Raw genomic sequence first — 24,078 nt, forward strand, 5'->3', positions numbered from 1 at the left:
GAGCCTTATAGAGTATAGATATAGGGATACTTCTTCTAATTTCACCATGTTTTGTTGTAAACCGAGCCCGGCCCCGTCCAGAATTTGAGGATATAAATATTGCTGCCGAAAGCTCATTGAAAATGATTCAATGCCAGAGTTTGTCTGTAGATAACCCCGATCGTTTGGGAATGCTGAATGAGTTCTACAACGGTGGCTTTTTCTGATTTTTTCCGTCTTTATCGGTTGTGCTAAATATCTACTACTTTCTGGATTAGCGACTATTCTTTTATTAGAGCATTGTGCGTAAGGATGAAACGATATGATGCAACTAGGACTGAAAAAAGTATTAGTGTTGTCGATTTTTCTTTTGGTTGCTATTTCTGTATCAGTAGCGAGTTTGATTTCTTATTTTGAACAGAAATCGTTACTGACTGAAGCGATTATGCATCAGGGAAAAAGTTATGTTCAGGGACGTAGTGATGTCATCAAAACTATGATCAATGAGAAAGTTGGCGGGATCGATAAACTGGCTAAACAGTTTAAAGATACCCCGCTGAAAGGCTCGATCGTAAATAGTGAGGCGGACATCATTAATCATACCTATTTTCTGGCCAATGCAATGAACTTAGGAAGTGCGGTGTTGGCGTTTGATAATGGGGATGGTTATTGGAACCAAGCGACTAAAACCTGGGTGAATCATAAATATGAAGGGGATGTGACGCAACGGCCTTGGTATCAGGCCGCCATCAATAGTAATGATGTGATTGTGACTAACCCTTATCTGGGAACGGATGGGGTGTATTGGATCACTATTATTGAGAAAATCGCTGGTGGCACGATCTCGGTCGATATGGACCTTTCTTTTTTAAATTCGATGGTAAAACCTTCTGCGAATTTGCCCGGTTCCATCGCACTGATTTTAAATGCCGATGGTTTGTTATTGGCATCTTCCTCTGATGTGGCTAAAGCCAGTGAAAATTCGCTCAACTATCCATGGCTTAAGGATGCTGCGACCGAAGCTTTGAGTAAGGAGGATGCCGTTATTGATTACCGGTTAAACGGGGTTGATAAAATTCTTTTTTCTCATCGTATTAAAGTTGGAGATAAATACTGGTTTTATGCCATCGGGATGAATCGGGAGATTGCATTTGCCCCATTGACGAAAGCGCGGAACATGGCGATAGCGGTATCGCTTATCGCCACTGTTGTGAGTCTTATTATCGCATTCTTGCTTACTAAATGGCTTTATCGGCCGATTGTTTCACTGCGGGAGATGATCACCGGTCTGTCGAGTGGTAATGGTGATTTAACTCAGCGCCTGCAGGTGAATAACCATGATGATATTGGCCAAATATCCATGGGGATTAATACCTTCATTGAAAGCTTGCAGAGTCTGATGTTAGAAGTTAAAGGTGCCAGTGATTATTTACAGAGTAACGTGGTGCAATTACGAAAACAGGCTCAACAGAATCGAAGTATTCTGCAGCAGCACCAGAGTGAAACCGAACAGGTTGCAACGGCGATCGAACAGATGGATGCGACGGCGAATTCGATGGCAACCGATGCCGCTAATACCGCTGAATTAACGGATCAGGCTAATCAGACTAGTCAGGATTCGCTCTCTATTGTAAATCGTTCACAGCAGAATATGTCGGCATTAATTGCGGATGTTCAAAATGCGTCGGATGACGTGCAGAAAATGGATAATCAAACGCAAAGTATTAGCTCGATTTTAAGTGTTATCGGAGCGATTGCGGAACAGACGAATTTACTGGCGCTTAATGCCGCGATTGAGGCGGCTCGGGCAGGGGAACAAGGCCGAGGTTTTGCGGTGGTTGCCGATGAAGTTCGATCATTAGCGAGCCGGACCAAAGATAGTACTCAGGAAATTGAAGGGTCGATTGAAGATCTGGTTCAGGGGTGTCGACAGGTCGTGCAGTCAATGGATGATACGAAATCTCGATGTCAGGATGCTGCATCTGGTTCAGATGCGGTAGCTGAAAGTCTGAATGCGCTGACGAGCTTTGTGAATCAAATTAATAGTCTCAGTACCCAAATCGCAACGGCAGCCGAAGAACAGAGCGGTGTAACTAAAGAGATTAGTCGTAACATGAATGCGATCAGTGATATCGTCGGTGAGCTTGGGAACAATGGTCAGAAAGTACTGAGTGATGCTGAAGATATTGAGCGGATCAATAATCAGCTGATTTCGATTGTGGGTCGCTTTAAGTTATAACGGCTTTATTGTCAGGCCCTTTTTGAGCAAAGGGCCTGATGAATTAAAATTTGAGACTCATCGAAACCCCATAGGTGGCCCCGATATCTTCCATTAGTCCCCATGGTGCATTTCGGCCTGAAGGGGAAATTGTTTTAATGCTCCCTTTATTCATGGTTGAATAATGGCGATCGGTTATATTTTCTCCGAAAGCGGTTAATGTGATATCCGGTGTGATGTCATAAGCGACGGTCATATTAATGGTGGTGAAATTTCCAACGGAATAATCATTACTCATATATGAAGCGACATGCAGTACGTTGATGTGTGTCTGTAAGGCATGATGGCGCCAACCGAGGCGTGCATTATATTTATTATTGGGAAAATCCGACGTATCGTTGGTCGAATTATCAGATAAATAACTCCAGCCTAGTTCATAGTTTAAATGGTTGTCATTTTTAAGCTGGAAGCGTCCTTTTAGGGTTAATTCGAGCCCTTTACGAATGACGGTTGGAGCCAGTGTATAGATGGAAATAGAATTAGGGGTACCATCATCATCAACGACACTGATTGAACCATCGGTGACTTTTCGATTTTTAATGTAGTAGAAAAAAGGAGTCACCGAGAGTTGTAATGCAGGACTAAAGTGAGCCCGAGCCCCTAATTCAAAGCGATGACGGCGTTCTGCTGAAAGTGAGGTATCGTTTCTGGTGGTTAATGAATCCGGTGTTGGTGTGTAGTTAAAGGAATAACGGGCACTGAAGCGGTAAGTGGGATTCATTTGCCAGGCGGTTCCAATGGATGCTAGATAGGCATCGTCAGTCCATTCACCCTCGGCCATTTTTATTCGGGTACTGTCTTCAAGATATTTAGTTCCACTGTGAATGATTTTTTTCTTGTCCATTCGTAGTGCTCCATCAATCACCCATTGTTCAGTTAGCTGATATTCGTCACTGAGTGATGCACCATAAACGTGTTCCTGATTCGGGGCCGTACGACCTTCGCTAAGTTGGTACCATTCCACACTCTGTAAGCCTATTTTAAAAATGTTATCGCCATACATTAGGGTGTGAGAAAGTGTCCATTCTTTCGCCCAATCTTTACCTTTGCTTCCGGAGACGGTTGCCGGATCGCTATAGGTGTAATAAGCGTATTGAGTCCCGGTGGCTCGGCTGTAACCTAGAGTTATGGCGGTTGTCTGATGGTCATTCCAGTGATACCGGGTATTGATCGCCGTGACATAAGTATCCATCGGGGCATAACGCCAAATATTGCTGCTAAGTTCGCCTTTGGGGGTGGTATTCCGATTGGGGGGAACGCCCTCGTAAATCCCGACCGAGCGCTGAATATCTCGAGATCCTTTGTTGATAAATAATGAGCCATCTATTGAAAAGCGTTGCGCCTGATAGGCTCCGTTGAGCAGATAGGTATTAAATTGATAGCCGTTGTTCCAGTGAGATTTCCCATTGCTGGTGCTATGTTGGTAACCGGCACCGACGGTGAGTTTTTTATCTAAAAAATCTTGGTTGGTGAAACCATGAACTTTCCAAGTATCGTAAGACGCATAGCTGGAACTTATCTCAGAAGAATGGTTCGCATCCGGTTTTTTCTTTCTGGTTTTTATTAAGATAAATCCCTGATTGGGGGTTCCGGCATTGGCTGAGCCGAATCCCATGAGAGGGCTAATGGTAATGACGGATGAATCACGTAGAAATTCGATTGATTCAACGGATTCCGGAGGGATATCCCCCAAAACTCGTTGAGCGGTTGTTGGGGTTAAATATACGCCATCGAGAATGATACTGACATTATCCCCTCGGTTATAACTGAAGTTATGAACCCTGGCGCCTTGGCGTCGGATAGAAAAACCGAGGCTGTTTTCAATAAGGTCCATGATATCTCGGGGATGAATTTCTTCAATATCTTCTCGGGTTAAAACTTGGGTTGCTTCAACACTTTGCGGCAGAGAAAAACGACTCGAAGGGGGTTCATAATTTGTATTTTCATTATGGGCCGAAACCACCATTTTATTGAGTTGGCTAACCTCTTCGGCTTGTGTCACGTGATAAGAAGAGAGTGTTAATATAGGGATTATTATTATCGGTTTAGAATAATTCGATATTTTAAATATATTGAAAACATCCATATTATAATTCCTCACAGAAAGATAGATATTGATAACGTCTGTATTTTTAGTTTGTATTTATAAACCTTCCGAAATGAGTATCAGCAAGGGATATGCCATCCAATATTTAAATAATGGATGATATTTATTTTGTTGAAATTTAAAGGTTTTATTTTAATTGTACATCTGTGTTAATTTCAGTGAATTAGATATAACTGGGTTATGTACATGAAGGTAAAAAGTTCGATAACAATGTACATAAATATGAGTTGAATATAGATTATTAAATAATTACTTAAAATAAAAAAGAATACATTAACGAGAGTTAGTTTAAAGGACACGAATAGAATTGATAATTTTAAATTATCATGATGATTTAATAAATAGCAGTTGGAATGAAATTGCTCATGAACTAGCGAGGGTTAGTTGATTGAATTTAAATTTCCCGTATGCAGTTGCCCCTGTTCCATTTGTAGAACGCGATCTGCAATTTTTTGGGCCAGAGCTAGATCATGCGTAATGAACAGCATGGAAAATCCACGGCTGTTCTGTAATCCTTTCAAAAGCCGGATCACATTGGCTTGCGTTGATGGATCTAGAGCCGAAGTGATTTCATCTGCAATTAAGAGGCTCGGTTGCATGACCATGGCTCTGGCAATGGCTACTCGTTGCAGTTGACCGCCGCTTAGCATAAAACAGCGACAATTTAAAAACAGCGAGTCAGAGGCTAATCCCACCTGTTCTAAGGCCCGTTTGACTTGATCTAATTGCCATGTTTTATGGCCGATGTGATTAATCAGCAAGGGTTCGGTCACGACCTGCTGAACAGTCAGCCGCTCATTTATAGCGGATTTAGGATCTTGAAAAACAAGCTGTAATCCTCCCAAACGAGTTGTTTCACTGTTGCCGGAAAGCGGGTGATGATTAAAGGTGATGTGGCCATTATCCGCTTGGGATAATCCACTAATAATTGAGGCTAAGGTACTTTTTCCGGAACCGGATTGACCGACCAGTGCGACAACTTCACCGGCATAGATGTCCAGATTACACTGTTGACAGACCTGGACCCGGTTTGGTTGATAAAACGTTTTATTAATCTCGCGTGCTTGTAGACGCACAATTTGCCCTCCCCGCGAACAGATAACTTGATGGGTTGCTGAAAGTCGTCTCATTTTGGGAGGATGCAGCGCACAGGCGGGGTGGGTTTGATTACAGCGAAAACGAAACGGGCATCCCTGTTCATCTCTTTCTGCTGATTCCGGGATCCCCCATAAATCTCGATAGCGTGATAGATAGGGAGATGAACTCAGTAAGCCCCGGGTATAAGGATGTTGGGGATGAGTGAGTAATTCATCGCGTAATCCTTTTTCAATGATCATCCCGGCATACATCACCATGATTTGCTGACATAACGTGAGGATGAGTTGCAGATCATGGGAGATGATGAGCATCCCCAGTCCTGCCTGTTGCAACTGCTGCAACAACGTTATGATTTCAGTTTTGGATTGTGGATCCAAAGAGGCGGTGGGTTCATCGATAATCAGATATTCCGGTTCACAGAGTAATGCCATCGCGATTAATACTTTTTGTCGCATACCTCCTGAGAGTTGGTGAGGATAGGCCGCTTGCCACTGCGGATGCAGTCCGGTCCGGGATAAAATCGTATCGATACGCTGTTGCCTTTGTTCGGTAGAAAGCTGGGAAGCATGGCTGGTTAAGCATTCCATGAGTTGTGCATGGATGGTGAGTAGTGGGTTGAGTACATCGTTGCTGTTTTGAAAGACCAGTGCAATCCGAGACCAGCGAACCTGTTGATTTAACATCACATCGTTCATGGCTAGCAATTCCATCTCATCAAGCATGACGGTTCCCTGATATTGGGCGTGCTGGTTTTTAATCCCTAACAAGGTATGGGCCAGAGAGGTTTTGCCGCATCCAGATTCACCGATCAGACCAATATTTTCACCGGTTTGCAAAGTGAAGCTAATGTTCTTCACCGCGGTAATATGCTGTTGAGGATAACGGACGGTCAGTGCCTTGATGGTTAATGAAGAAGCCTGATTCATCGTCGGTATCCTGGCGTATGGCAGATCCCTTTCGGATCCATTAATGCTTCAAGATGGCGACTCAGTAAGGTTATCGCCATAACGAGTGAGGCAATGGCGACTAAGGGGGGAAGGACCCACCATTTCCAGAATGGTGTGAAAATCAATCCGTCGAAGGCCATTGCGCTGTTGAGCAACATGCCCCAGCTATGTGCATTGGGATCGCCGAGACCCAGAAGGGATAATCCGGCTTCCGCAATGATGGCGTGGTTTAATTGTCCGGTAAAACTAAGAATACACAGAGGATAAATTTCCGGTAAAAAATGCTGTTTAAGCAGGTATGGAAAATGAGCTCCGTAGCTTTGGGCTAGCCAAATATAAGGTTGTTGCTTTAAGGCCAGAACTTTGGCTCGTAAGATCCGGGCCGGGTGAGCCCAGGAAAAAAGCAACAAGACCAACACAATATTCAAGGTACTGGGGGAGAAAAAAGAAGCGCATACAATCAGCGTGGGAAGCCGAGGTAAAGCCATCACAATATCGGTAACTCGCATTAAGAGGCGATCTATTTGACCTCCCATGTAGGCAGACAAAGTGCCAATCCCGGTTCCCATCAGACAGGCTAATAATGCAGTCAACAGGCCGATGGCTAGACTGTTGCGGGTCCCTCGACACATCAGACTGAAAATATCGATCCCAAGATCATCGGTTCCCAGCCAGTGTTGGAGACTTGGAGCGGCCAGAGCTTCCTGACTGGGTAATAAAGCATGTGGTGGCGCGATTTGGTCGGCAAACACGGCGATAAACATAAAAGCCACTATAACTAGCAGGGGGAAGAGTAATGGCAGATGCCATTGGATTTTTTCCCGGTAGATGGATAAGGCCGTCATAGTGAGATCCTTGGGTCTAATTTTTTATAAATCAGATCCGAGAGCAGATTCATGGTCAGAATCGATACGGAAATAAAAATGAAAATTCCTTGTAGTAGCACGTAATCTCGATTGCTGATGGCGCTGCCCATTAAGGTTCCGACGCCGGGATAGGCAAAAATATTTTCTACGATGATGGCCCCACTGAATAGACTGCCCAATGACATAAAAATGCGGGTAATGATGGGGAGCATTGCGTTGCGCAGTGCATGACGATACAAAATGGCCCGTGATTTGAGTCCTTTCGCTCGGGCGGTGGTGATGTAATCTTTGGCCAGTATCGTCAGCATGCTATTTCGGGCCAGTAGATAGAAACGGCCTAATTTAGAAAACGTTAAAGTCAGCAGTGGCAGCGTGGCATAGTAAAGAATATTGATCAGGTGATAAAACCAATGATGGTTATGTGAAAAAGGGGTTTGACTACCGGCCATTGGAAACCAGTGCAGATAAATTGAAAACAGGCATAACAGGATAAGTCCAATGACGAAGGAGGGAATTTCAGACCATAAAATAATGATCGGATATAACCATTGGTCGATATAACGATTTCGATTCCAGGCCGAAAAAGCTCCCAGCAGTGTGCCTAATGCACTACTGAGTAATAATGAGCCGAGAACCATCAGCAAGGTCCAAGGCAGACGTTGCATAATGAGCGTGGAGACTTTTTCTTTATAGGCAAGACTATATCCCATATCACCGTGAACTAACTTCCACAGATATCCAACGAGTTGAGAGGCGAGAGGCTGATCCAGATTGTAATAATGTTTCAGATACAGGAGCTGTTCCTGAGTCATATTATCGGAGTATGCCTGATCAAACACATCTTCTTCACTGCTGAAAGGATCTCCGGGCATCAACCGAGGGAGCATAAAATTAATCAGCACTATGACGGACAGAGTGATGAGATAATGACGGCCGCGTTGCCCGGCAATAGCTAAATGTTTCATTGCGGCATATCCAGAAAAGAAATTTTATAGTAGTCGGTCATACTTCGGGCCCGATCGGCTCGAAAGCGCCAGCCGTTAAAATGAGCCGGACGATATACGTAATGCTCATTTTCCGTAAACAGGATCAATTGGGGAATTTGCTGAGCGATAATACGTTCCATCTCAAAGATAATTTGCTTTCTTTTTTGGGGATCCAGTTCGTAAAGTTGCTGCTGTCCTAATCGATGCAGTTCCGGATTGTAATAACCCCCGAGGACTTTGGCCGGTTTGGCGGCGCCAAAAGAAGTGCGCAAATAGTCAGGATCACCCCCAAAACCGCTTTTAAACAGGGCCAGGTCGTAATCTTGCTTATGCAGAAGTTCGAGTCGGCTTTTACTGTCGACACTCCGGATCTGCAGATGAATCCCAATGGGGTCAAGCATCGCTTTGATGAGCTTGGCGATTTTGACCTCATTCATCTGATTGCGGGCAATAATGTTGAATGTATATTGTTTGCCATTGAGTAATTTTTTGGCTTGGGTGGGATCGTATGCATGTTGGGGTGCCTGCGGATTGAAATAGGGATGGTGTTGAGGAACGATGGTATCGCGGCCTACTTCTGCGGAGCCCCGGGCTATTTTAGCAACGAGTTCTTGGCGGTTGATGCCATAGGCAAATGCTTGTCGGATTGTGGGGTCGTTTAAGGCGGGTTGATGTTGGACATTGAATACAATCCGGCATCCTAAGTGACTTTGAATCCGTTGAATTTTAAATTCAGGGCTTTGATAGTGGGCCAATAGATCCGGGGCTACCGATATGATATCGATATCGTTATTTTCAAATGCCAGCACCGGGTCACTGACGGGGACCCATTCCAGAACTTTGATTTTAGGTTTGGGTCCCCAGAAGGTAGGATTGGCGATTAAACGATAAGTGCCTTGTGCCGGATGAAATTCCTGGAGTTGATAAGGGCCTGTTCCTATACTCGCCTGCTTCGCCGATAATCGTTGTGGATCACTGACCGCAGCCCAAATATGTTGTGGGATCATGGGAATTGCCCCTAGTTTTTCCAAATAAGTGGCACTGGGCTGATTGACCGTGACCGAAACTGTTAGCGGATCGATTAAATGAGCTTCGGTAATAATATATTGATTATCAACGACTAAATCATTGTATAGCGGGGCATGAAGCCGATAATAGTCGAAGCTGAATAACACATCTTGTCCGGTAAAAGCGTGGCCATCATGCCATTTCACGCCGGAGCGCAGATAAAAAATATAAGTGCGTCCATCACTGGACTGATACCAGCGTTTAGCTAGCCAGGGAATGAGCCCGTGTTCGTCGTGTTCAAGCAGGCTGTCAAAAATGAGTTCGGCTTGTTTGGCTCCTCCCTTAGCCAACCCTCCAAAGGGGGAGGGCGCTCCGATATTTCCACCTCGGAAGCGTAAGATGGTTTCATGTGAAACAGCGGCTGGTGGTTGCGTATTCCGTTCATTGACCGCATGGATAATCAGGATATAGATAATGAGCAATCCCAGAACAAGGAGACCTAAGAATAGCCGCTGGCGACTATTTTTGAGGGGCAATAAGGGAATACGCATGCTTTACTCCTTTATTTTTCTGTCGGGACGAAACAAAACGCAATTTCGTCAAACAGTGGACATTTTCCTCGGCAATGCATTTTCCCGACGCAGGTCCGGCTGCAGGTTAACGACAGTTGCTGTTTTCGATATTCGGCGAATTTAGTGGTCCAGATCTCTGCAAAACTAAATTGGTTAAGATCCCACCCATATTGACCTTTGTTCGCAAATGAACAGGGCCTGACTTCCAGTTTTTCATCGACATAAACCGAGAAAAAACCGCATTCACAGGCGTCGACCGTCTGGGGATCGATCTGCCCGTGATGCAGTAACAACGGCACAGCACAGGCATCGAATCCAAGAGCCAGATGACTTTGGTGGGTGGCTACAGCATCCAGAAAACGGGTGAGTCGATCACTGCCGAAAGTGAGAATGCCGTCAGCATTGGAGCGTCCCTGGGGTTTTCGTGTTAAGAAGACAATGCTGGATAGTCCGGAGAGTAAGTCGTCATACTGGCCTTCTGCGATAGCAATGGCCTCCGACAAGGTATATTCATCCAGAATATAATGTAAGTTGGTGCGAATGCCTTGTTGGGTCAGTAGGGTTACTCGCTGCGGGTGAAATTCGCTAAGACCCATGGCAGAAAGTGCCAGTGCGCTGACTTTTCCAGAGAGCTGTTTCGCTAACGCTGCGGTGAGTTGCTCACCATTTGTCGTGAAGTTTGCAATAATCCCTTTGGCGTGGGTGACGTCTAGAATGTCCAGTAACTGAGGATGTTCAAGAGGTTCTCCTCCCCCTAGCGCCACCTGAAAAGGAGGCCCCCATTGCGGGCTGGTCAGCTGTTCCAATAGGAATGTGTACTGCTCAAGGCTCATGAGTGCGCCGCTGGGGGTACTGTCCCGATAACAGAAATCGCAGCCTTTACTGCATCGGTTAGAAATAGAAATATCCACGAGTTCCGGCCAAGGAGCCTGCAAAGGATCCAAATGAGCCGCGCTGCCCCAGCGGGCGGTTAATCCCGTATTGGGATCGCCGACAAAGTGATATCCCATGCTGTGTCGGCGTAGCAGCGGTAATCGGGATGTGGGCTGAAAGTTAGGTTGTATTGATGCCATAATCGACCACTTAGTGAATCATGAAATGAGAGATATCGAGCGGTTCGGTGATAGTTTCCCCGTTCCGGATCCGATTTCGTAATGTCAGTAGTCCGTTATCCAGCGCTTCTAAAATAGCGATGTTGCGTCGTTCCCGGTTCTCGGTGGCAATGACATCGGCAATTCCCCCATTTTTAATGACAATTCGGTAGGTTCCGGTGAGTGCCAGCAACGGATCATGGGTGGCGATAAATACGATTTTTTCCTGATCGACCAGAAGTTCAATGGCTCGTTTTCGGTCGACCCCGGCATTTTCGATTTCATCGATCAGAATGATGGGAGAACGGCTGAGTAAAGCCGTATCCGCAATCATCAGGGCTCGGGATTGACCACCACTTAATTGGGTGATGGATGTCTGCGGGGTAAATTGTTCCCCGGTGAGCTGGTTAGCGCATTCAATGATGTTGTGAACGACTTCCTGAGGATGGGCGACCATCCGGCTTCGGGCATGGGCGGTTATAAAATCAATAACACTCAGGTCGACGACAAAGTTCATGTTCTGAGAGATCTGGGCTACCAATTTATCTTCAAGGTTAAAACGTTCCGATGCGGCCGGAGTGGTATGGTTCAGTAAAATCTGGCGCTTGGATGGGGTATCTCGTTGTGCCAGACATTCGATATCGGCTAGTAATCGGCTTTTTCCTGAGCCGGTGGGGCCGACTAACGAGGCGATCTCTCCGGGGCGGAGTGTCAGAGAAAAATGTTCTTTTTTTTGAGATTTATTCTGTCCTCCCATAATGGTCAGGGCTTGCAGATGGCGATTTTCTTTTCTTTGCGTTTCGTTCATACGCCGGATTAATGCTTCCAGATAATCTAGAATTTGCTGACGTTCCATCCCCTGTTCTAGTAGATGATCCGGATTCAGTGTTTTAATCCATTGTTGCAGGGTCATTTCTCCTTTGGATGTTGAGGAATGTTGGTCTAGCGTATTAAAGAAATCCTGGGTATATGGATAATGTTCGATGAATTCAGCCAACGGCTGATCGGCAATAGATAGGCTCATGCAGTGACCTCTTTAAATTTCATTCTTCTACCGACAGAGAATTTATCGCCAATCAGGGTGGTGCCGGTGCAGTAACTGCAAATGGCGGCAGGCATTGGAAAGCGTAACTGTTCTCCGGCGACTTTTTCAGTGACACTCGCGTCTTTGAGTACCCGGCTCAGATCGAAAGCCCCTTGTCCGGTAATGCCATTAATGAAAAAGAGTTGGGCTTTAGGATTGGCGAGTTTGACATTAAAGGCGAAGACTTCGCGTTCGGCTTGGGAGACGATATCGCCTTTGGCAATCACGACCACATCCGCTAGTTTGAGCAGTGGGCCTATTTTTTTAGGGGTGTTAATTCCTGCGAGATTATCGACCACACTGATCGATAGAACATGTTCTATGTGGGGAGAGCAGCGATTACAAAGACCGGCACTTTCGGTAATGAGCATATCTAACCCCTGTTGCTGTCCCCAGTCGAAACAGTGATCGATATTACTGACGAAATAGTGATCGGGGCAGAGCGCACCGGAAATTCCAACCTGAACCGGAATTCCGGCATCACGATAGATGATGTCATCACTGGTGGATAAGGCATCGAATTTAATAACGCCAATTTTCAGCTCAGATTTTAGGTGCTCCAGTGTTTTAATAATAACGGATGTTTTTCCGGCTGATGGGGGACCGGCAAATGTAACTAACTTCATAATAACTATCCTTAATAAGGTATTAAGCGATATCCGGATTTTTTTGAATTTTGAAAGGTAATTCAGTAATTCCAAAGCCTTCGATTTTGTCCAGTTTGTTATGAAAGAAATATTCTCCGAAGATATATTTAAGAAGTTCTTCATCATCCATCGCGGAAAAGTCATAATCACTGATGGGACGATTAAACATCTTCATATCCCGACCTTTACTAAAGGTAAATAATTTGTAGTGAATATTGCCAGCAGGTTTTTGGACGATTTCACCATGCTCAAGTAAATTCTCAACCAACATGTTAAACATCCGACTTTCCTGATGTTCTTTACTATAGTCACAAAATAACTGCTTAAATTTTTCTGCGGTATCTTGATGAACCGTCACAATATAACTGACGGAACTACTGTTCGTCACAAAGTCGAGTCTTATCTTCATAAACTTAAATCCAGTCGATTAATGTACAATGAGATTTAGTATCAATGCATTGATTTAGCAATCACTGTGCCAGTCATAGGTTATTAATAAAAATCAATTAATATCAATACGTTATGAATGTTCATTTGTTTTTTTATAAATTAATCAACTTAATATCTTGTTCATGGCTGTTAATTAAAATGATCAATGTTCCAAATTGTACAGTTGTAAGTTAATTAAAGGGTATGATGTATTTAGCTGTTGATCTTATATAGATAAAGTGAAAGGATAGAATAAAGTTAATACTTAAACAGATAGAACTGTTTAGGATGTAATGGTTGCCGTGAGTAAGATTGATAGCATGATCAACACCATTAAATTATTCATTTTATCGAATGGATTTCATTTCCTAAAATAGAAAAACTATCGCTATTAAAATCTTTTTATAAAGATATATTTTAATGGTTTACATTTTTTAAATATATTTTAAATGGCATATTAACCTTTATTTGAAATACTATTTTTATAAATTTATGGTTTGGATATTCATCATGAAATGATTGAAATTTGAATCTTTGATGTGTGCGCCTATGAGCAGAGTTATGAGATTTTGTACCTGAAAGAACAGAATTAATGGCTTTTTTAGTGGGGTGTGATGCTATGCATATCAGAGATATAAAAACTTAACTTTATAATATTAAAAAGGAAATTAAATAGATAAATATTAACTTTATTTAATTGGCATAGCTCCTGCTCTAGTGAGAGTGAATAAATTTGAACAGAGCTGACTTTAGAAAACTGAATGTACTATTAAGGAGATCCAGGCTATGCCAATGGTTCTATTAAATTGTGATAAAGATATTCCAGAGCGACAGAAGCATGTTTATCTGAAAGCACCGGAAGAAAGTACCAAAGAATATTTACCCATTGCCAATGTCGCCACCATCCCGGGTTCGTTATCCGAAAGGGGCTGTGCCTTCTGTGGCGCTAAATTGGTGATCGGGGGGGCCGTCAAAGATGCTATCCAGATGATTCATGGCCCGGTCGGGTGTTCTTATGACACTTGGCATACGAAGCGTTATCCCAGTGATAATGGACATATCCCACTGAAATACGTGTGGTCTACTGATATGAAAGAAACCCACATCGTCTTCGGTGGTGAAAAGCGTCTTGAAAAAAGTATTCATGAAGCTTTTGATGCCATGCCTGAATTAAAAAGTATGTTTTTGTATACCACATGTCCCACGGCATTGATTGGTGACGATGTTCGAGCTGTGGCGAAGAAGGTGATGCAAGACCGTCCAGATGTCGATATTTTTACGGTGGAATGCCCGGGATTTTCTGGGGTGAGTCAGTCGAAAGGACACCATGTGCTGAATATCGGCTGGGTCGATGAAAAAGTCGGTGGAGTTGAACCTGAAATTACCAGTCCTTATACCATTAATTTGATTGGGGATTACAACATCCAAGGGGATAGTACCCTGTTGGAACAATATTGGAAAAAACTTGGGATTCAGGTGATTTCGCATTTTACCGGGAATGCTTCCTATGATGCATTACGGGGGATGCACCGAGCGCAATTGAACGTGGTGAACTGTGCCCGTTCTGCGGGTTATATTGCCAATGAACTTAAAAAACGTTACGGGATCCCTCGTCTGGATATCGATACTTGGGGATTTAGCTATATGGCTGAAGGGATCCGTAAAGTTTGCGCCTTTTTTGGGATTGAAGAACGCGGTGAAGCGTTAATTGCCGAAGAAGAAGCTAAATGGAAACCTCAGTTAGACTGGTATAAAGAGCGCCTGAAAGGGAAAAAAATGGCGATCTGGACTGGGGGACCGCGGTTGTGGCACTGGACCAAATCGGTTGAGGACGATATGGGCGTGGAAGTCGTTGCGATGTCTTCAAAATTTGGTCACGAAGAAGATTTTGAAAAAGTGGTCGCTCGGGGGCGTGAAGGGACATATTACCTGGATGATGCCAATGAGCTGGAATTTTTCGAAATTATTGATCTGGTGAATCCAGATATTATTTTTACCGGACCTCGCGTTGGTGAATTAGTGAAAAAACTCCATATTCCATATATTAATGGCCATGCCTATCACAATGGCCCTTATATGGGATTTGAGGGGTTCGTGAATATGGCCCGGGATATTTATAATGCGACACAATGTCCTGTTCATAAATTAGCATCCATTGATATCAGAGAACCATCCACAGCATTACTCGAGGAGGCCATATAATGGAAACCCGAGTTGATGAATTATTTAATTTTATTCAAAAAAATTGTTTGTGGCAGTTTTTTTCCAGAACATGGGATAGAGAGGAAAACATTAATAATATTTTGGCCCAAGCGGAACAAATATTATTAGGTTTAGAAGTTAAAGTCGAAACGCCTTCTGAACGCTGTTTTTCAGCTGATGCCAGAAGTTTAGTCTCAGATTTTCGTCATTACTTTCCTTGGATAAAAGACGTCAATGCTGAAGAAATAAAATCCATGTTCAGTGAACTGAAAGATAGATTAATAGATATTACGATCACGCATTCACGAAATCGTGAATTAAATAACAAATTATATTAATCCATTGGATTGCTCGGATAATAAGGACAAGATGATGACTTGTGAAATCGCAGACAAATCAGCTGCCGAAGTCAAGGTAATGAAAAAAGATCGGGCTGGTATTATTAATCCAATGTTGGATTGTCAGCCTGCCGGCGCTCAATTTGCAATGGTCGGGATTAAAGATTGTATTCCATTGGTTCATGGGGGGCAGGGATGCTGTATGTTTGTGCGGCTGCTGCTGGCGCAACATTTTAAAGAAAATTTTGATATTGCATCGACCTCGTTACATGAAGATTCTGCTGTATTCGGGGGCAGTAAACGTGTTGAAAGCGGGATTATGATCTTGGCGAAACGCTATCCTCAGCTGCGGATTATTCCCATTATTACCACGTGCTCTACCGAAGTGATTGGAGATGATATTGAAGGGTGTATTCGTAACTGTAATAAAGCCTTAAAAGAAGAATTTCCTGATCGTGAAATTCATTTAGTGGCTGTGCATACCCCGAGTTTTAAAGGCAGTCATGTCAGTGGTTATAAAGAAGCTGTGCTGGCTGTTGTAAAAGCATTAGCCAAAAAAGGGACTCCGACTAATAAAATTAATTTCTTTACCGGATGGGTTAATCCAGGTGATGTTGAAATGTTTAAAGACTATATGCAGCAGATGGATGTTGAGGCATCTATTTTAATGGATACGACTAGTTTTGAATCACCGATGTTACCGGATAAATCAATTCATACTCATGGGAGTACGACGGTTGAAGAATTACAAAATACAGCGAATGCGCTCGCAAGTATTAGTCTAGCGCGCTATGAAAGTGATGATGCCGCTAAATTTTTGGAAGAAGATTTTGGTGTTCAGGGTATTTATGCCAAAACGCCATATGGTATTCATAATACCGATTTGTTATTGCAACAAATTAGTAGTTTAACCGGTAAACCAATTCCGGAATCACTCGTTATCGAACGAGGACTCGCATTAGATTCGATGGCTGATATTTCTCATATGTTTCTGGCGAATAAACGAGTCGCTATTTTTGGTCATGCAGATCAGGTATTTGGTTTGGCTGAATTTTGTATGGAACTGGAAATGGAGCCGGTACTGTTATTATTAGGGGATGATAACGGGAAATATAAAAAAGATCCTCGAATTGCTGAGTTTAAGAACAAAGTAAGTTTCGATATGAATATCGTTTGTAATTCTGATCTTTGGGAATTAGAAAAACGGATTAAAGAAGGGTTGAAATTAGATTTAATTATAGGCCATTCCAAAGGCCGCTATATTTCGATTGATCACAATATTCCTATGGTTAGAACGGGTTTCCCGACCTTTGATCGGGCTGGGTTGCATCGTAAACCTTCAATGGGGTACCGGGGGGCCATGGAATTAGCTGAAACCATCGTGAATACCATTTTCACACATATGGAATATACGAAAGATCGGGAGTGGATCCTGAACGTTTGGTAAATCCACTGTATTTGATGATTCAATTTGATGAAAGCCGTTAAGGATCTATCTATGCCTGTATCACCGTTACATGAATTGCTACATAGCTATCAGGCTCAGTTCGGCTGTGAATTATCACTGCCTGAATACCGATGCCTTGAAATGTACACGGCGAGAACGGTGCGGCCCATGGGGGGATGCGAAGCCGTTGGTTCGGTTGGACAGGCTCGATTGGATCCTCAACTGCTACGCTATTTGAACGGCCCGTGGGCTGCATTACAGCTGTTGGAGGCAGCATTGACTCTAGAGGCCACGGGGCCCTTTGAAGGGCGCTGTAGCTGGGATAATTATCTGGCTTTCCCGAAGCGCAATCGGGCCGAAAAAGTGATTGCGGAGAGTTATCGTTTACTCCGGATCATTCGTATCGCGTTATTGCATCCGCAAGGCATTGTCCAAGGAAACGCTGATGAGATTGAATTAACGTGCCATGCAAATGCCTATCCGGTGATGATTAAAATCACACCGGTCGGCTTAAATTTACTGCAGTCATTAGTGAATTTTTACTTGCAGGAATATCACCATGAACGATTTGGTCGCGCTTATCTGGATGCCATGCTGGTGGCTTATTTTTCGGATGTCGTGGCTGAGTTGCATGGTTTTGAAGACGAAGATCACGTGTTGTATCAATTTCGTCCTTTATTTTATTTTAACCGTCACTGCCGGCTTGATTGCTGTAATCCCCGCTATTTTTACGATGAGTCACACTGCGTTGTTCAGTTATCGTCACATTACTGTGATGCGCAACACTATCCGATAGATTTTCATATTTGCCGCAATGAGCATACTTACCTTATTCCAATTGAATCGTTATCCCCCCGATCTGATCCGGTTGTGGGGTCGCTGGAGATTGCCCGTCAGCAGATGGCGGCATGGGAATATTTTGCCGAAGGGGGTCCGGCGGATGCGGCGCAAAAAGTCATTCACTTATAGGAAGGCGAATTATGTCATTCATTGATCCGAAACAGATAGGTCATTTAAGAGTCGCGTTTTGTACTAAAAATCTTACTCATGTTGATGTCGCATTTACGTTTGCCCGTCAGGTCGTCATCTACGATGTGAGCTATGACGACGCTACTTTTCTGGATGTTGCCCGATTTTCAGCGCCTCGTTCATTGACGGTGAGTGAACGTCAGGAAATTCGAAAACAGAAGCGAGCCTTCGGTAAAAATGGGGGATGTTGCATGATGGACGATATGGGGGGAACCGAGCTGGAACAATTGCCTCAGCGAGTTGAAGCGGTGACCGGATGTTCTATTTTGTTCAGCTATGGTTTGAGCGATCTGGCGGCGATTCGATTACGAGATGTTGGGATATTCCCCGTAAAAATTGATCAGATCCATGAAATAGATGAAACCCTGCGTTCATTACAACACACAATGAATCATAACCCCCCGTTATGGATCCGGCGAGCGCTGGGATATGGCATACAGGATGGTCTTTATCGCGTTGCAGTTTCTTCATGATCCAGAGGCATCACTAATGAAAATTTTGATCTTAGTTCGCAGTGTTGTGGATGATAGCACGCCCGTAGCATTGGGGGATGAGTACTCGCAACGTGGCTGTCGTTGGGTCATCAATCCCTTTGATGAAGTGGCCATGGAAGGAGCGGTGCAGCTCAAAAAACAGTGGGCTCACCCCTGTGAATTAATTGCGGTCGGATACAACGATGAGCCGGGACGAACTGTGTTGGAGCGGGCTTTGGCGATTGGTGCCGATCAAGCGATTGCATTGGCAGCGATAACTCCGGCGCTATCTGATGCTCCTCTGGTGCATGCCACTACCCTACAGCCGCTTTTGCAAGCCTTGACCCAGCAGCTACAGCCAGATCTTGTGTTGATGGGGGCCATGGCATTTGGTCAGGAACAGGGTGAAGTAGCCCCAATGCTGGCTGGTGCGTTGGGATGGCCTTGTGCGGTGGCCGTCAGTCAGTTGGCCGTAGCGCCCTCTACCCCCGGCTTACTCTCAATAGAACAGCGACGTCCGACTCTGAATTATCAGGCGCGTATTTCATTACCGGCGGTGTTGAGCTGCGCACTGGATTGGGTGAGCCCCCGTTATATTACGTTGCCGGCATTGGTGATGGCGAAGCAAAAACCGAAAGCCATTTGGTCCGGGCCTGCGGCTGTGACGGCACCGACATGTCGCTGGCAGTCCGGTATGTCCTCAAAGCCATCCAAACAGCCATTACAGAGTGTTGAAGAGTTGGTGGATGTCTTGCAGGCTGGAGGATGGTTATGAGTATTTTAGTGATAGGTGAACAACAGCAGGGACAGTTAACGCCGGCAACATTGCGTATTCTCGGGGCCTGTATGACCTGGCAGGAATCGATTCACGTACTGGTTGTGTGCTCTCAACAGGATGAACCGCAACTACATCAGCATTGTGCCCGTATTTCGGTGATCGAACGATTATTGATCCAACATCCCAATCATTCCGTTCGAGAACAGCCGTTTCATCCATTTTCCCAAAGCATGGCGATCATGTCGCTGATAGCCCAGTATCGAGGGGTGGTGATGCCACATGCGATCGAATCTGTCGCCTTGTTAGGGCGGATATCAGGCCGTTGCGGATATCCGTTGCTGACGGATATCACCCAGTTTGAATATGCGTCAGAGACGGCTTTCCCATCGGCAGCGTTACAACTGACGTTCGATACTCATGGCGGATTATGGTTCCCTTTGGAGACAGCTCCGCTGCTATTGACGCTGCGAGCCAGCTGTTTTGAACCGGTCTCGGATGTAGATAACCGCCGGATCTCATTGCCGGTGGAGCAGAGGGCTGCGGTTACGGAGTCCTGTGGTGAGTTACAAACGCTGGTTTTGGATGATCACGAGTTAGGCGAGGGGCAGGTTCTGGAAGAAGCCCGGATTGTCGTCGCCGGCGGGCGACCTTTGGGAAAACGCTTGATGGAGCGGCTTACTCCACTGTCTGCTGTATTACATGCGGCTACAGGGGCGACCCGTGGGGCTGTGGAGGCTGGGTTTGCACCGATCGCCTGGCAAATTGGGATGACCGGTGCGCATATTGCGCCGGATTTATATCTTGCCGTGGCGATTTCCGGGGCTCCGCAGCATCTGGCCGGGATTGGACAGAGTGGCTGTATCATTGTGATCAATAAAGATGCCTCGGCTCCGATTGTTGAACAGGCGGATTATTTTTTACAGGGGGATATGCAAACCCTGTTGCCGGAATTGGTGAGGCAGCTACAGGCGCGCCGGGCCGATGTGGGCTCGGTTAATGATAAGGTCTGAGTATGACTGAAGCGGATTTAACCTATGATGTGATCATTGTTGGCGCAGGGCCTGCGGGATTAGCGGCCGCGATTCGGTTGAAACAACGGCAACCAGATTGTCGCGTTTGTGTTTTAGAAAAAGGTGCTGCCGTGGGTGATCATATCTTATCGGGAGCTTTGGTTTCCGGTTCTTTAGCCTCACGGATTTTTCCTGAACATCAATGGCATACGTCGCCGCCAGCCACGGTTACTGTCACTCAACAATACTGGTGGTGGTTACGATCTCAGAGGGCCTTCTCACTGCCGAAAGGGGTTGTGCCGCGGCTGTTAAAACCAGCTCATTCGAATCAGATCCTCTCCTTAGGTGATTTCTGTCGCTGGTTGGCTGGAGAAGCAACCGCTTTGGGGGTGGATCTTTTTACGGCCCAGGCCGTTGCCAAAGGCTGGTATGGTGAAACAGGTCGTTTGCAAGGTGTGATTACCGCAGACATCGGACGTGATGGTGAAGGGGTTCCCGGACTCGGTTTTGTGCCGGGAATTCATATTGCCGCCCAATATACGCTGGTTGCGGAAGGGGCTCGGGGGTCATTGACTCGGGAGTTGGAGGAGCGGCTTAAGTTACGTACGCGTCCACAACATTATGCGCTAGGCGTTAAAGAGCGTTGGGTTTGTGATCATCCCCAATGGCAGCCGGGTATGGTGATCCATACGCTTGGGTGGCCGATGCTGCACGGTGGGGGCGGCGGGTTCATCTATGCGATGAGTGAACGGGAATTACATCTGGGTATTGTGACGCCATTAAGTGATTCCCGAGAAGATTTTGATCCTTATGCACAATTTGCTCAGTGGCGGGCACATCCAGAGATTGCCGCAATGCTAAAAGGGGCTCGTCGAGAAGGCTTTGGCGCTCGGGTGATGGCTGAAGGGGGATGGGATGCGTATGAAACACCGGTGTTTCCCGGAGGTGCTTTGTTGGGATCCGCGGCCGGGTTACTCGATCTTCGTCAGTTACAAGGGATTACCCCGGCCATTGACTCGGGAATGTTAGCCGCTGAGGCGGTGAGTCATCAGCTAACCTTCACGTCGACCACGCTTCCTCGCTCATTATTGACCGAGTATGCGACCCATTTATCTCAAGGCGCCGTCGGTATTGCCATGCGTCAGGCGGCACCTATCTATGCACTGCTACACCATTTGGGAACTCGTTGGGGGGTGTTGGCCTGTGGATGTCACTATTGGCTACGGGGACTTCACCTTAGATTGCCTTATGCTCAGTGCCACTCTGGTGATCATGAGGTTACCGGTCGGATTGGCCCGGTGGTTTTATCCCTTGAAGAGATGCGTCCGGAGCTGAATGAGCAACTGTTTCAGGCGCGGATCCAAGTTTTGAAAGGACAACCCGGACATCTGCGTTTAGCGGATGGGGGGCCTGCTCAGGATTATATGTCGAACGAGTGTATGGGTGTTTTGCAGCACAGCTGTCCCGCTGGCGTCTATCAGTGGGATGGTCAGGCGCTGGTGATTAAACATGAAAACTGTTTGCACTGTAAATGTTGTGATATTCGGGATCCGCTACAGCAGATCCACTGGACACCGCCCCCCGCCGGAGGGGGGCCTCGTTATTCACAGCTCTAAGTCGTTGGGAGGTGCGTTAGTTGCAATGGGTTAAAAAATAGACGAGTCATCGATAAGTTTAGGTGTTCTAAAATGTGCATTATGCTCCAGAGCGTGTCATCGTAGAACAAAACTGTATGATATTTAGTCAATAATTGAATGCATAGTCGTGGTGTCTGAAAAATAAACAATTATAACTATCTGTAATATATATAACTTATATAAACCTACATTGAAATTATGTGTTTTATAAATAGATATGGAATCATTTTTGCCTCCTCTATGGTTTGGTCTTTTGCTGAAACAGGATAAAGAACCATTGAGAAGAGGATTCTCGGTATTAATTCTATAGTAGTAATACTACGGACGCGGAGAAACTATGACTAGTCAACTAAATTCCCAAGACGCGTTGTTACCCAAAGATACGATGGCGACTTCAAAGGAACGGCCTAAACATCGTATGACCTTTACGACCTGTCGTCTTGGTGAATGTCGCTCTGAGTTGATCCCGTTACTTTCTGATGTAAGTAAAGCGGTCAGTCAGGGTGCGGAACTCTCAGTAACGCTTAAATTAGTACTACAGCTTATGCAGACCTATATGCATGTGGTTCGGGGAATGGTGACGCTTTATGAACCGGACACCAACCAGATTTATACTCATGAAGCCATTGGATTGACCGAAGATGAAATCTCCCGCGGGATTTACGCTCCGGGTGAAGGGATTACCGGGCGAGTCGTTGAAACCGGTAAACCGGTCATCGTTTCTTCAATTGCGGATGAACCGGCTTTTTTGAACCGGACCAAGGGATGGGATCCTAAAGAACATCAGCGTATCGCTTTTATCTGTGTTCCGATCATCCGTGGACATGTGGTGATGGGAACCATCAGTGTTGAACGGCATTATGACAATCGTGCGTTACCGGAAGTCGATCGGGAAGTCTTGTCGATTATGGCGACGTTGATTGCGCAGGTGGTTGAGCTGCATATTCTGGATAATATCTATAAAAAAGATCTGCTAGATGAGAACCGGCGGTTACGCAATGAACTGAAAGAAAAATTCCGGCCATCCAATATTATTGGTAATTCGAAAGCCATGCAGGGGATATACCGGATGATTGAGAAGGTCAGTCATTCTAAAACGACGGTCTTGATCCTGGGTGAAAGCGGAGTGGGTAAAGAGCGAGTAGCCAGTGCCATTCACTATAACAGCCCGTTATCGAATGGTCCTTTTGTGAAATTTAATTGCGCGTCACTTCCTGAAAGTGTTATCGAAAGTGAGTTGTTCGGTCATGAACGGGGATCATTTACCGGTGCGAATGCCCGGCGGACCGGGCGATTTGAGGAGGCGAATAACGGGACGATCTTTTTGGATGAGGTCGGTGAATTATCATTAATGATGCAGGCTAAGTTGTTGCGTGTGTTGCAGGAACGCTGCTTCGAACGTGTGGGGAGTAATGTCACGATCCACGTGAATTTAAGAATTCTGGCGGCGACGAATCGCGATTTACCGAAAATGGTAGCCGAAGGAACTTTTCGTGAGGATCTGTTTTACCGGTTGAATGTTTTTCCGATGACTATACCGGCGTTGCGGGAGCGAGGAAATGATATCGCGATGTTAGCAGAACATTTTATTGTGTTCTTTGCGCGGGAACAGGGGAAAGAGGTCCCCCGGCTTTCGACCCCCGCGATGAACCAATTGCTGGCCTATCAATGGCCGGGTAATGTCAGAGAGTTAGAAAATATGATGGAACGAGCCGTTTTATTAGCTGAAGAAGGGGTCATTCATACTCACCATCTCCCGGGGAATTTGCAACCGGCATCGTTGGTTGAAAGCGTGAATAAAGGGGGGATCGATGCGAAGATCTCACAGGTGGAATATGAAATGATTGTCGATGCGCTGAATATTTATCAAGGCAATGTCAGCGAAGCCGCCCATCACTTGGGAATGACGCGTCGGATTCTGGGATTACGTATGAATAAGTATAATCTGAGTTACAAGCAGTTCCGGCCGCATGTGAAAGCAACTTAAACGAATATGTCATTTTAAGAGAGATTCTGTACGGCCATGTACAGAATATTCTCTTCTTCGCTGTTAGCTCTCGTATTTTTCCCCC

The 24,078-nt window shown here is 45.2% G+C and carries 19 protein-coding genes; 10 read left to right on the forward strand and 9 right to left on the reverse strand.

Annotated features, from left to right (window positions below):
- Positions 1-301: 301 nt before the first annotated feature.
- Complete coding sequence (locus tag ABUE20_RS13585) at positions 302-2,218, forward strand: methyl-accepting chemotaxis protein (protein WP_408620480.1); 1,917 nt, start codon at positions 302-304, stop codon at positions 2,216-2,218.
- A 43-nt stretch (positions 2,219-2,261) separates the two neighbouring features.
- Here the strand turns inward: ABUE20_RS13585 and ABUE20_RS13590 are convergent, their stop codons facing one another.
- The 9 genes from ABUE20_RS13590 to ABUE20_RS13630 form a co-directional block, all read right to left on the reverse strand.
- Positions 2,262-4,343, reverse strand: coding sequence for a TonB-dependent receptor (locus ABUE20_RS13590; RefSeq protein WP_408620481.1), 2,082 nt, complete (start codon positions 4,341-4,343; stop codon positions 2,262-2,264).
- Positions 4,344-4,744: 401 nt separating this feature from the next.
- Positions 4,745-6,388, reverse strand: a complete 1,644-nt coding sequence (locus ABUE20_RS13595; RefSeq protein WP_408620482.1) for an ABC transporter ATP-binding protein — start codon at positions 6,386-6,388, stop codon at positions 4,745-4,747.
- Positions 6,385-7,254, reverse strand: a complete 870-nt coding sequence (locus ABUE20_RS13600) for an ABC transporter permease (protein WP_408620483.1) — start codon at positions 7,252-7,254, stop codon at positions 6,385-6,387. Before ABUE20_RS13600 ends, ABUE20_RS13595 begins: the two co-directional genes overlap by 4 nt.
- The gene (locus ABUE20_RS13605; protein ID WP_408620484.1) at positions 7,251-8,240 is read right to left on the reverse strand and encodes an ABC transporter permease; all 990 of its coding nucleotides are present in this window, start codon (positions 8,238-8,240) and stop codon (positions 7,251-7,253) included. Before ABUE20_RS13605 ends, ABUE20_RS13600 begins: the two co-directional genes overlap by 4 nt.
- Positions 8,237-9,820, reverse strand: coding sequence for an ABC transporter substrate-binding protein (locus ABUE20_RS13610; protein WP_408620485.1), 1,584 nt, complete (start codon positions 9,818-9,820; stop codon positions 8,237-8,239). The genes ABUE20_RS13605 and ABUE20_RS13610 overlap by 4 nt, the downstream gene beginning before the upstream one ends.
- A gap of 11 nt (positions 9,821-9,831) precedes the next feature.
- On the reverse strand, positions 9,832-10,914 hold the full coding sequence (locus tag ABUE20_RS13615) for a radical SAM protein (RefSeq protein WP_408620486.1): 1,083 nt from the start codon (positions 10,912-10,914) through the stop codon (positions 9,832-9,834).
- A gap of 10 nt (positions 10,915-10,924) precedes the next feature.
- Positions 10,925-11,956, reverse strand: coding sequence for an ATP-binding cassette domain-containing protein (locus ABUE20_RS13620; RefSeq protein ID WP_408620487.1), 1,032 nt, complete (start codon positions 11,954-11,956; stop codon positions 10,925-10,927).
- Positions 11,953-12,642 carry a GTP-binding protein gene (locus ABUE20_RS13625; RefSeq protein ID WP_408620488.1) on the reverse strand — a complete coding sequence of 230 codons (690 nt, stop codon included), beginning with the start codon at positions 12,640-12,642 and terminating at the stop codon, positions 11,953-11,955. Before ABUE20_RS13625 ends, ABUE20_RS13620 begins: the two co-directional genes overlap by 4 nt.
- Before the next feature lie 22 nt (positions 12,643-12,664).
- Positions 12,665-13,072 carry a hypothetical protein gene (locus ABUE20_RS13630; protein WP_408620489.1) on the reverse strand — a complete coding sequence of 136 codons (408 nt, stop codon included), beginning with the start codon at positions 13,070-13,072 and terminating at the stop codon, positions 12,665-12,667.
- A gap of 806 nt (positions 13,073-13,878) precedes the next feature.
- Between ABUE20_RS13630 and vnfD the strand changes: the two genes are divergently transcribed.
- The 9 genes from vnfD to ABUE20_RS13675 all read left to right on the forward strand — a co-directional run bounded on the left by vnfD (position 13,879) and on the right by ABUE20_RS13675 (position 23,993).
- Positions 13,879-15,294 carry a nitrogenase vanadium-iron protein, alpha chain gene (gene vnfD / locus ABUE20_RS13635; RefSeq protein WP_408620490.1) on the forward strand — a complete coding sequence of 472 codons (1,416 nt, stop codon included), beginning with the start codon at positions 13,879-13,881 and terminating at the stop codon, positions 15,292-15,294.
- Positions 15,294-15,632 carry a V-containing nitrogenase subunit delta gene (gene vnfG / locus ABUE20_RS13640; RefSeq protein WP_408620491.1) on the forward strand — a complete coding sequence of 113 codons (339 nt, stop codon included), beginning with the start codon at positions 15,294-15,296 and terminating at the stop codon, positions 15,630-15,632. The genes vnfD and vnfG overlap by 1 nt, the downstream gene beginning before the upstream one ends.
- Before the next feature lie 31 nt (positions 15,633-15,663).
- Entirely contained in the window at positions 15,664-17,079 is a 1,416-nt protein-coding gene (locus ABUE20_RS13645; RefSeq protein ID WP_408620492.1) for a nitrogenase component 1, read from the forward strand.
- A 51-nt stretch (positions 17,080-17,130) separates the two neighbouring features.
- Positions 17,131-18,048 (forward strand): hypothetical protein, encoded by a 918-nt coding sequence (locus ABUE20_RS13650; protein ID WP_408620493.1) that lies wholly within the window; start codon positions 17,131-17,133, stop codon positions 18,046-18,048.
- 11 nt (positions 18,049-18,059) lie between these two features.
- Entirely contained in the window at positions 18,060-18,581 is a 522-nt protein-coding gene (locus tag ABUE20_RS13655; protein ID WP_408620494.1) for a NifB/NifX family molybdenum-iron cluster-binding protein, read from the forward strand.
- Positions 18,582-18,597: 16 nt separating this feature from the next.
- Positions 18,598-19,356: an adenine nucleotide alpha hydrolase family protein gene (locus ABUE20_RS13660; protein ID WP_408620495.1), complete on the forward strand. Its 759-nt coding sequence runs from the start codon at positions 18,598-18,600 to the stop codon at positions 19,354-19,356.
- Positions 19,353-20,369: an electron transfer flavoprotein subunit alpha/FixB family protein gene (locus tag ABUE20_RS13665; RefSeq protein ID WP_408620496.1), complete on the forward strand. Its 1,017-nt coding sequence runs from the start codon at positions 19,353-19,355 to the stop codon at positions 20,367-20,369. The genes ABUE20_RS13660 and ABUE20_RS13665 overlap by 4 nt, the downstream gene beginning before the upstream one ends.
- Before the next feature lie 2 nt (positions 20,370-20,371).
- Positions 20,372-21,985 (forward strand): electron transfer flavoprotein-ubiquinone oxidoreductase, encoded by a 1,614-nt coding sequence (locus ABUE20_RS13670; RefSeq protein ID WP_408620497.1) that lies wholly within the window; start codon positions 20,372-20,374, stop codon positions 21,983-21,985.
- A gap of 406 nt (positions 21,986-22,391) precedes the next feature.
- Positions 22,392-23,993 (forward strand): sigma-54 interaction domain-containing protein, encoded by a 1,602-nt coding sequence (locus ABUE20_RS13675; RefSeq protein WP_408620529.1) that lies wholly within the window; start codon positions 22,392-22,394, stop codon positions 23,991-23,993.
- The last annotated feature ends 85 nt before the right edge of the window (positions 23,994-24,078 follow it).

The organism is Celerinatantimonas marina, assembly GCF_046054165.1.
Taxonomy (GTDB): domain Bacteria; phylum Pseudomonadota; class Gammaproteobacteria; order Enterobacterales; family Celerinatantimonadaceae; genus Celerinatantimonas.

Bases quoted from the DNA above. Each gene is read 5' to 3' on its own strand.
- ABUE20_RS13605 (WP_408620484.1), bottom strand. From the start codon at position 8,240: ATGAAACATTTAGCTATTGCCGGGCAACGCGGCCGTCATTATCTCATC.
- ABUE20_RS13625 (WP_408620488.1), bottom strand. From the start codon at position 12,642: ATGAAGTTAGTTACATTTGCCGGTCCCCCATCAGCCGGAAAAACATCC.
- vnfD (WP_408620490.1), top strand. From the start codon at position 13,879: ATGCCAATGGTTCTATTAAATTGTGATAAAGATATTCCAGAGCGACAG.
- ABUE20_RS13650 (WP_408620493.1), top strand. From the start codon at position 17,131: ATGCCTGTATCACCGTTACATGAATTGCTACATAGCTATCAGGCTCAG.
- ABUE20_RS13610 (WP_408620485.1), bottom strand. From the start codon at position 9,820: ATGCGTATTCCCTTATTGCCCCTCAAAAATAGTCGCCAGCGGCTATTC.
- ABUE20_RS13630 (WP_408620489.1), bottom strand. From the start codon at position 13,072: ATGAAGATAAGACTCGACTTTGTGACGAACAGTAGTTCCGTCAGTTAT.
- ABUE20_RS13655 (WP_408620494.1), top strand. From the start codon at position 18,060: ATGTCATTCATTGATCCGAAACAGATAGGTCATTTAAGAGTCGCGTTT.
- ABUE20_RS13585 (WP_408620480.1), top strand. From the start codon at position 302: ATGATGCAACTAGGACTGAAAAAAGTATTAGTGTTGTCGATTTTTCTT.
- ABUE20_RS13590 (WP_408620481.1), bottom strand. From the start codon at position 4,343: ATGGATGTTTTCAATATATTTAAAATATCGAATTATTCTAAACCGATA.
- vnfG (WP_408620491.1), top strand. From the start codon at position 15,294: ATGGAAACCCGAGTTGATGAATTATTTAATTTTATTCAAAAAAATTGT.
- ABUE20_RS13675 (WP_408620529.1), top strand. From the start codon at position 22,392: ATGGCGACTTCAAAGGAACGGCCTAAACATCGTATGACCTTTACGACC.
- ABUE20_RS13595 (WP_408620482.1), bottom strand. From the start codon at position 6,388: ATGAATCAGGCTTCTTCATTAACCATCAAGGCACTGACCGTCCGTTAT.
- ABUE20_RS13660 (WP_408620495.1), top strand. From the start codon at position 18,598: ATGAAAATTTTGATCTTAGTTCGCAGTGTTGTGGATGATAGCACGCCC.
- ABUE20_RS13600 (WP_408620483.1), bottom strand. From the start codon at position 7,254: ATGACGGCCTTATCCATCTACCGGGAAAAAATCCAATGGCATCTGCCA.
- ABUE20_RS13620 (WP_408620487.1), bottom strand. From the start codon at position 11,956: ATGAGCCTATCTATTGCCGATCAGCCGTTGGCTGAATTCATCGAACAT.
- ABUE20_RS13645 (WP_408620492.1), top strand. From the start codon at position 15,664: ATGATGACTTGTGAAATCGCAGACAAATCAGCTGCCGAAGTCAAGGTA.
- ABUE20_RS13665 (WP_408620496.1), top strand. From the start codon at position 19,353: ATGAGTATTTTAGTGATAGGTGAACAACAGCAGGGACAGTTAACGCCG.
- ABUE20_RS13670 (WP_408620497.1), top strand. From the start codon at position 20,372: ATGACTGAAGCGGATTTAACCTATGATGTGATCATTGTTGGCGCAGGG.
- ABUE20_RS13615 (WP_408620486.1), bottom strand. From the start codon at position 10,914: ATGGCATCAATACAACCTAACTTTCAGCCCACATCCCGATTACCGCTG.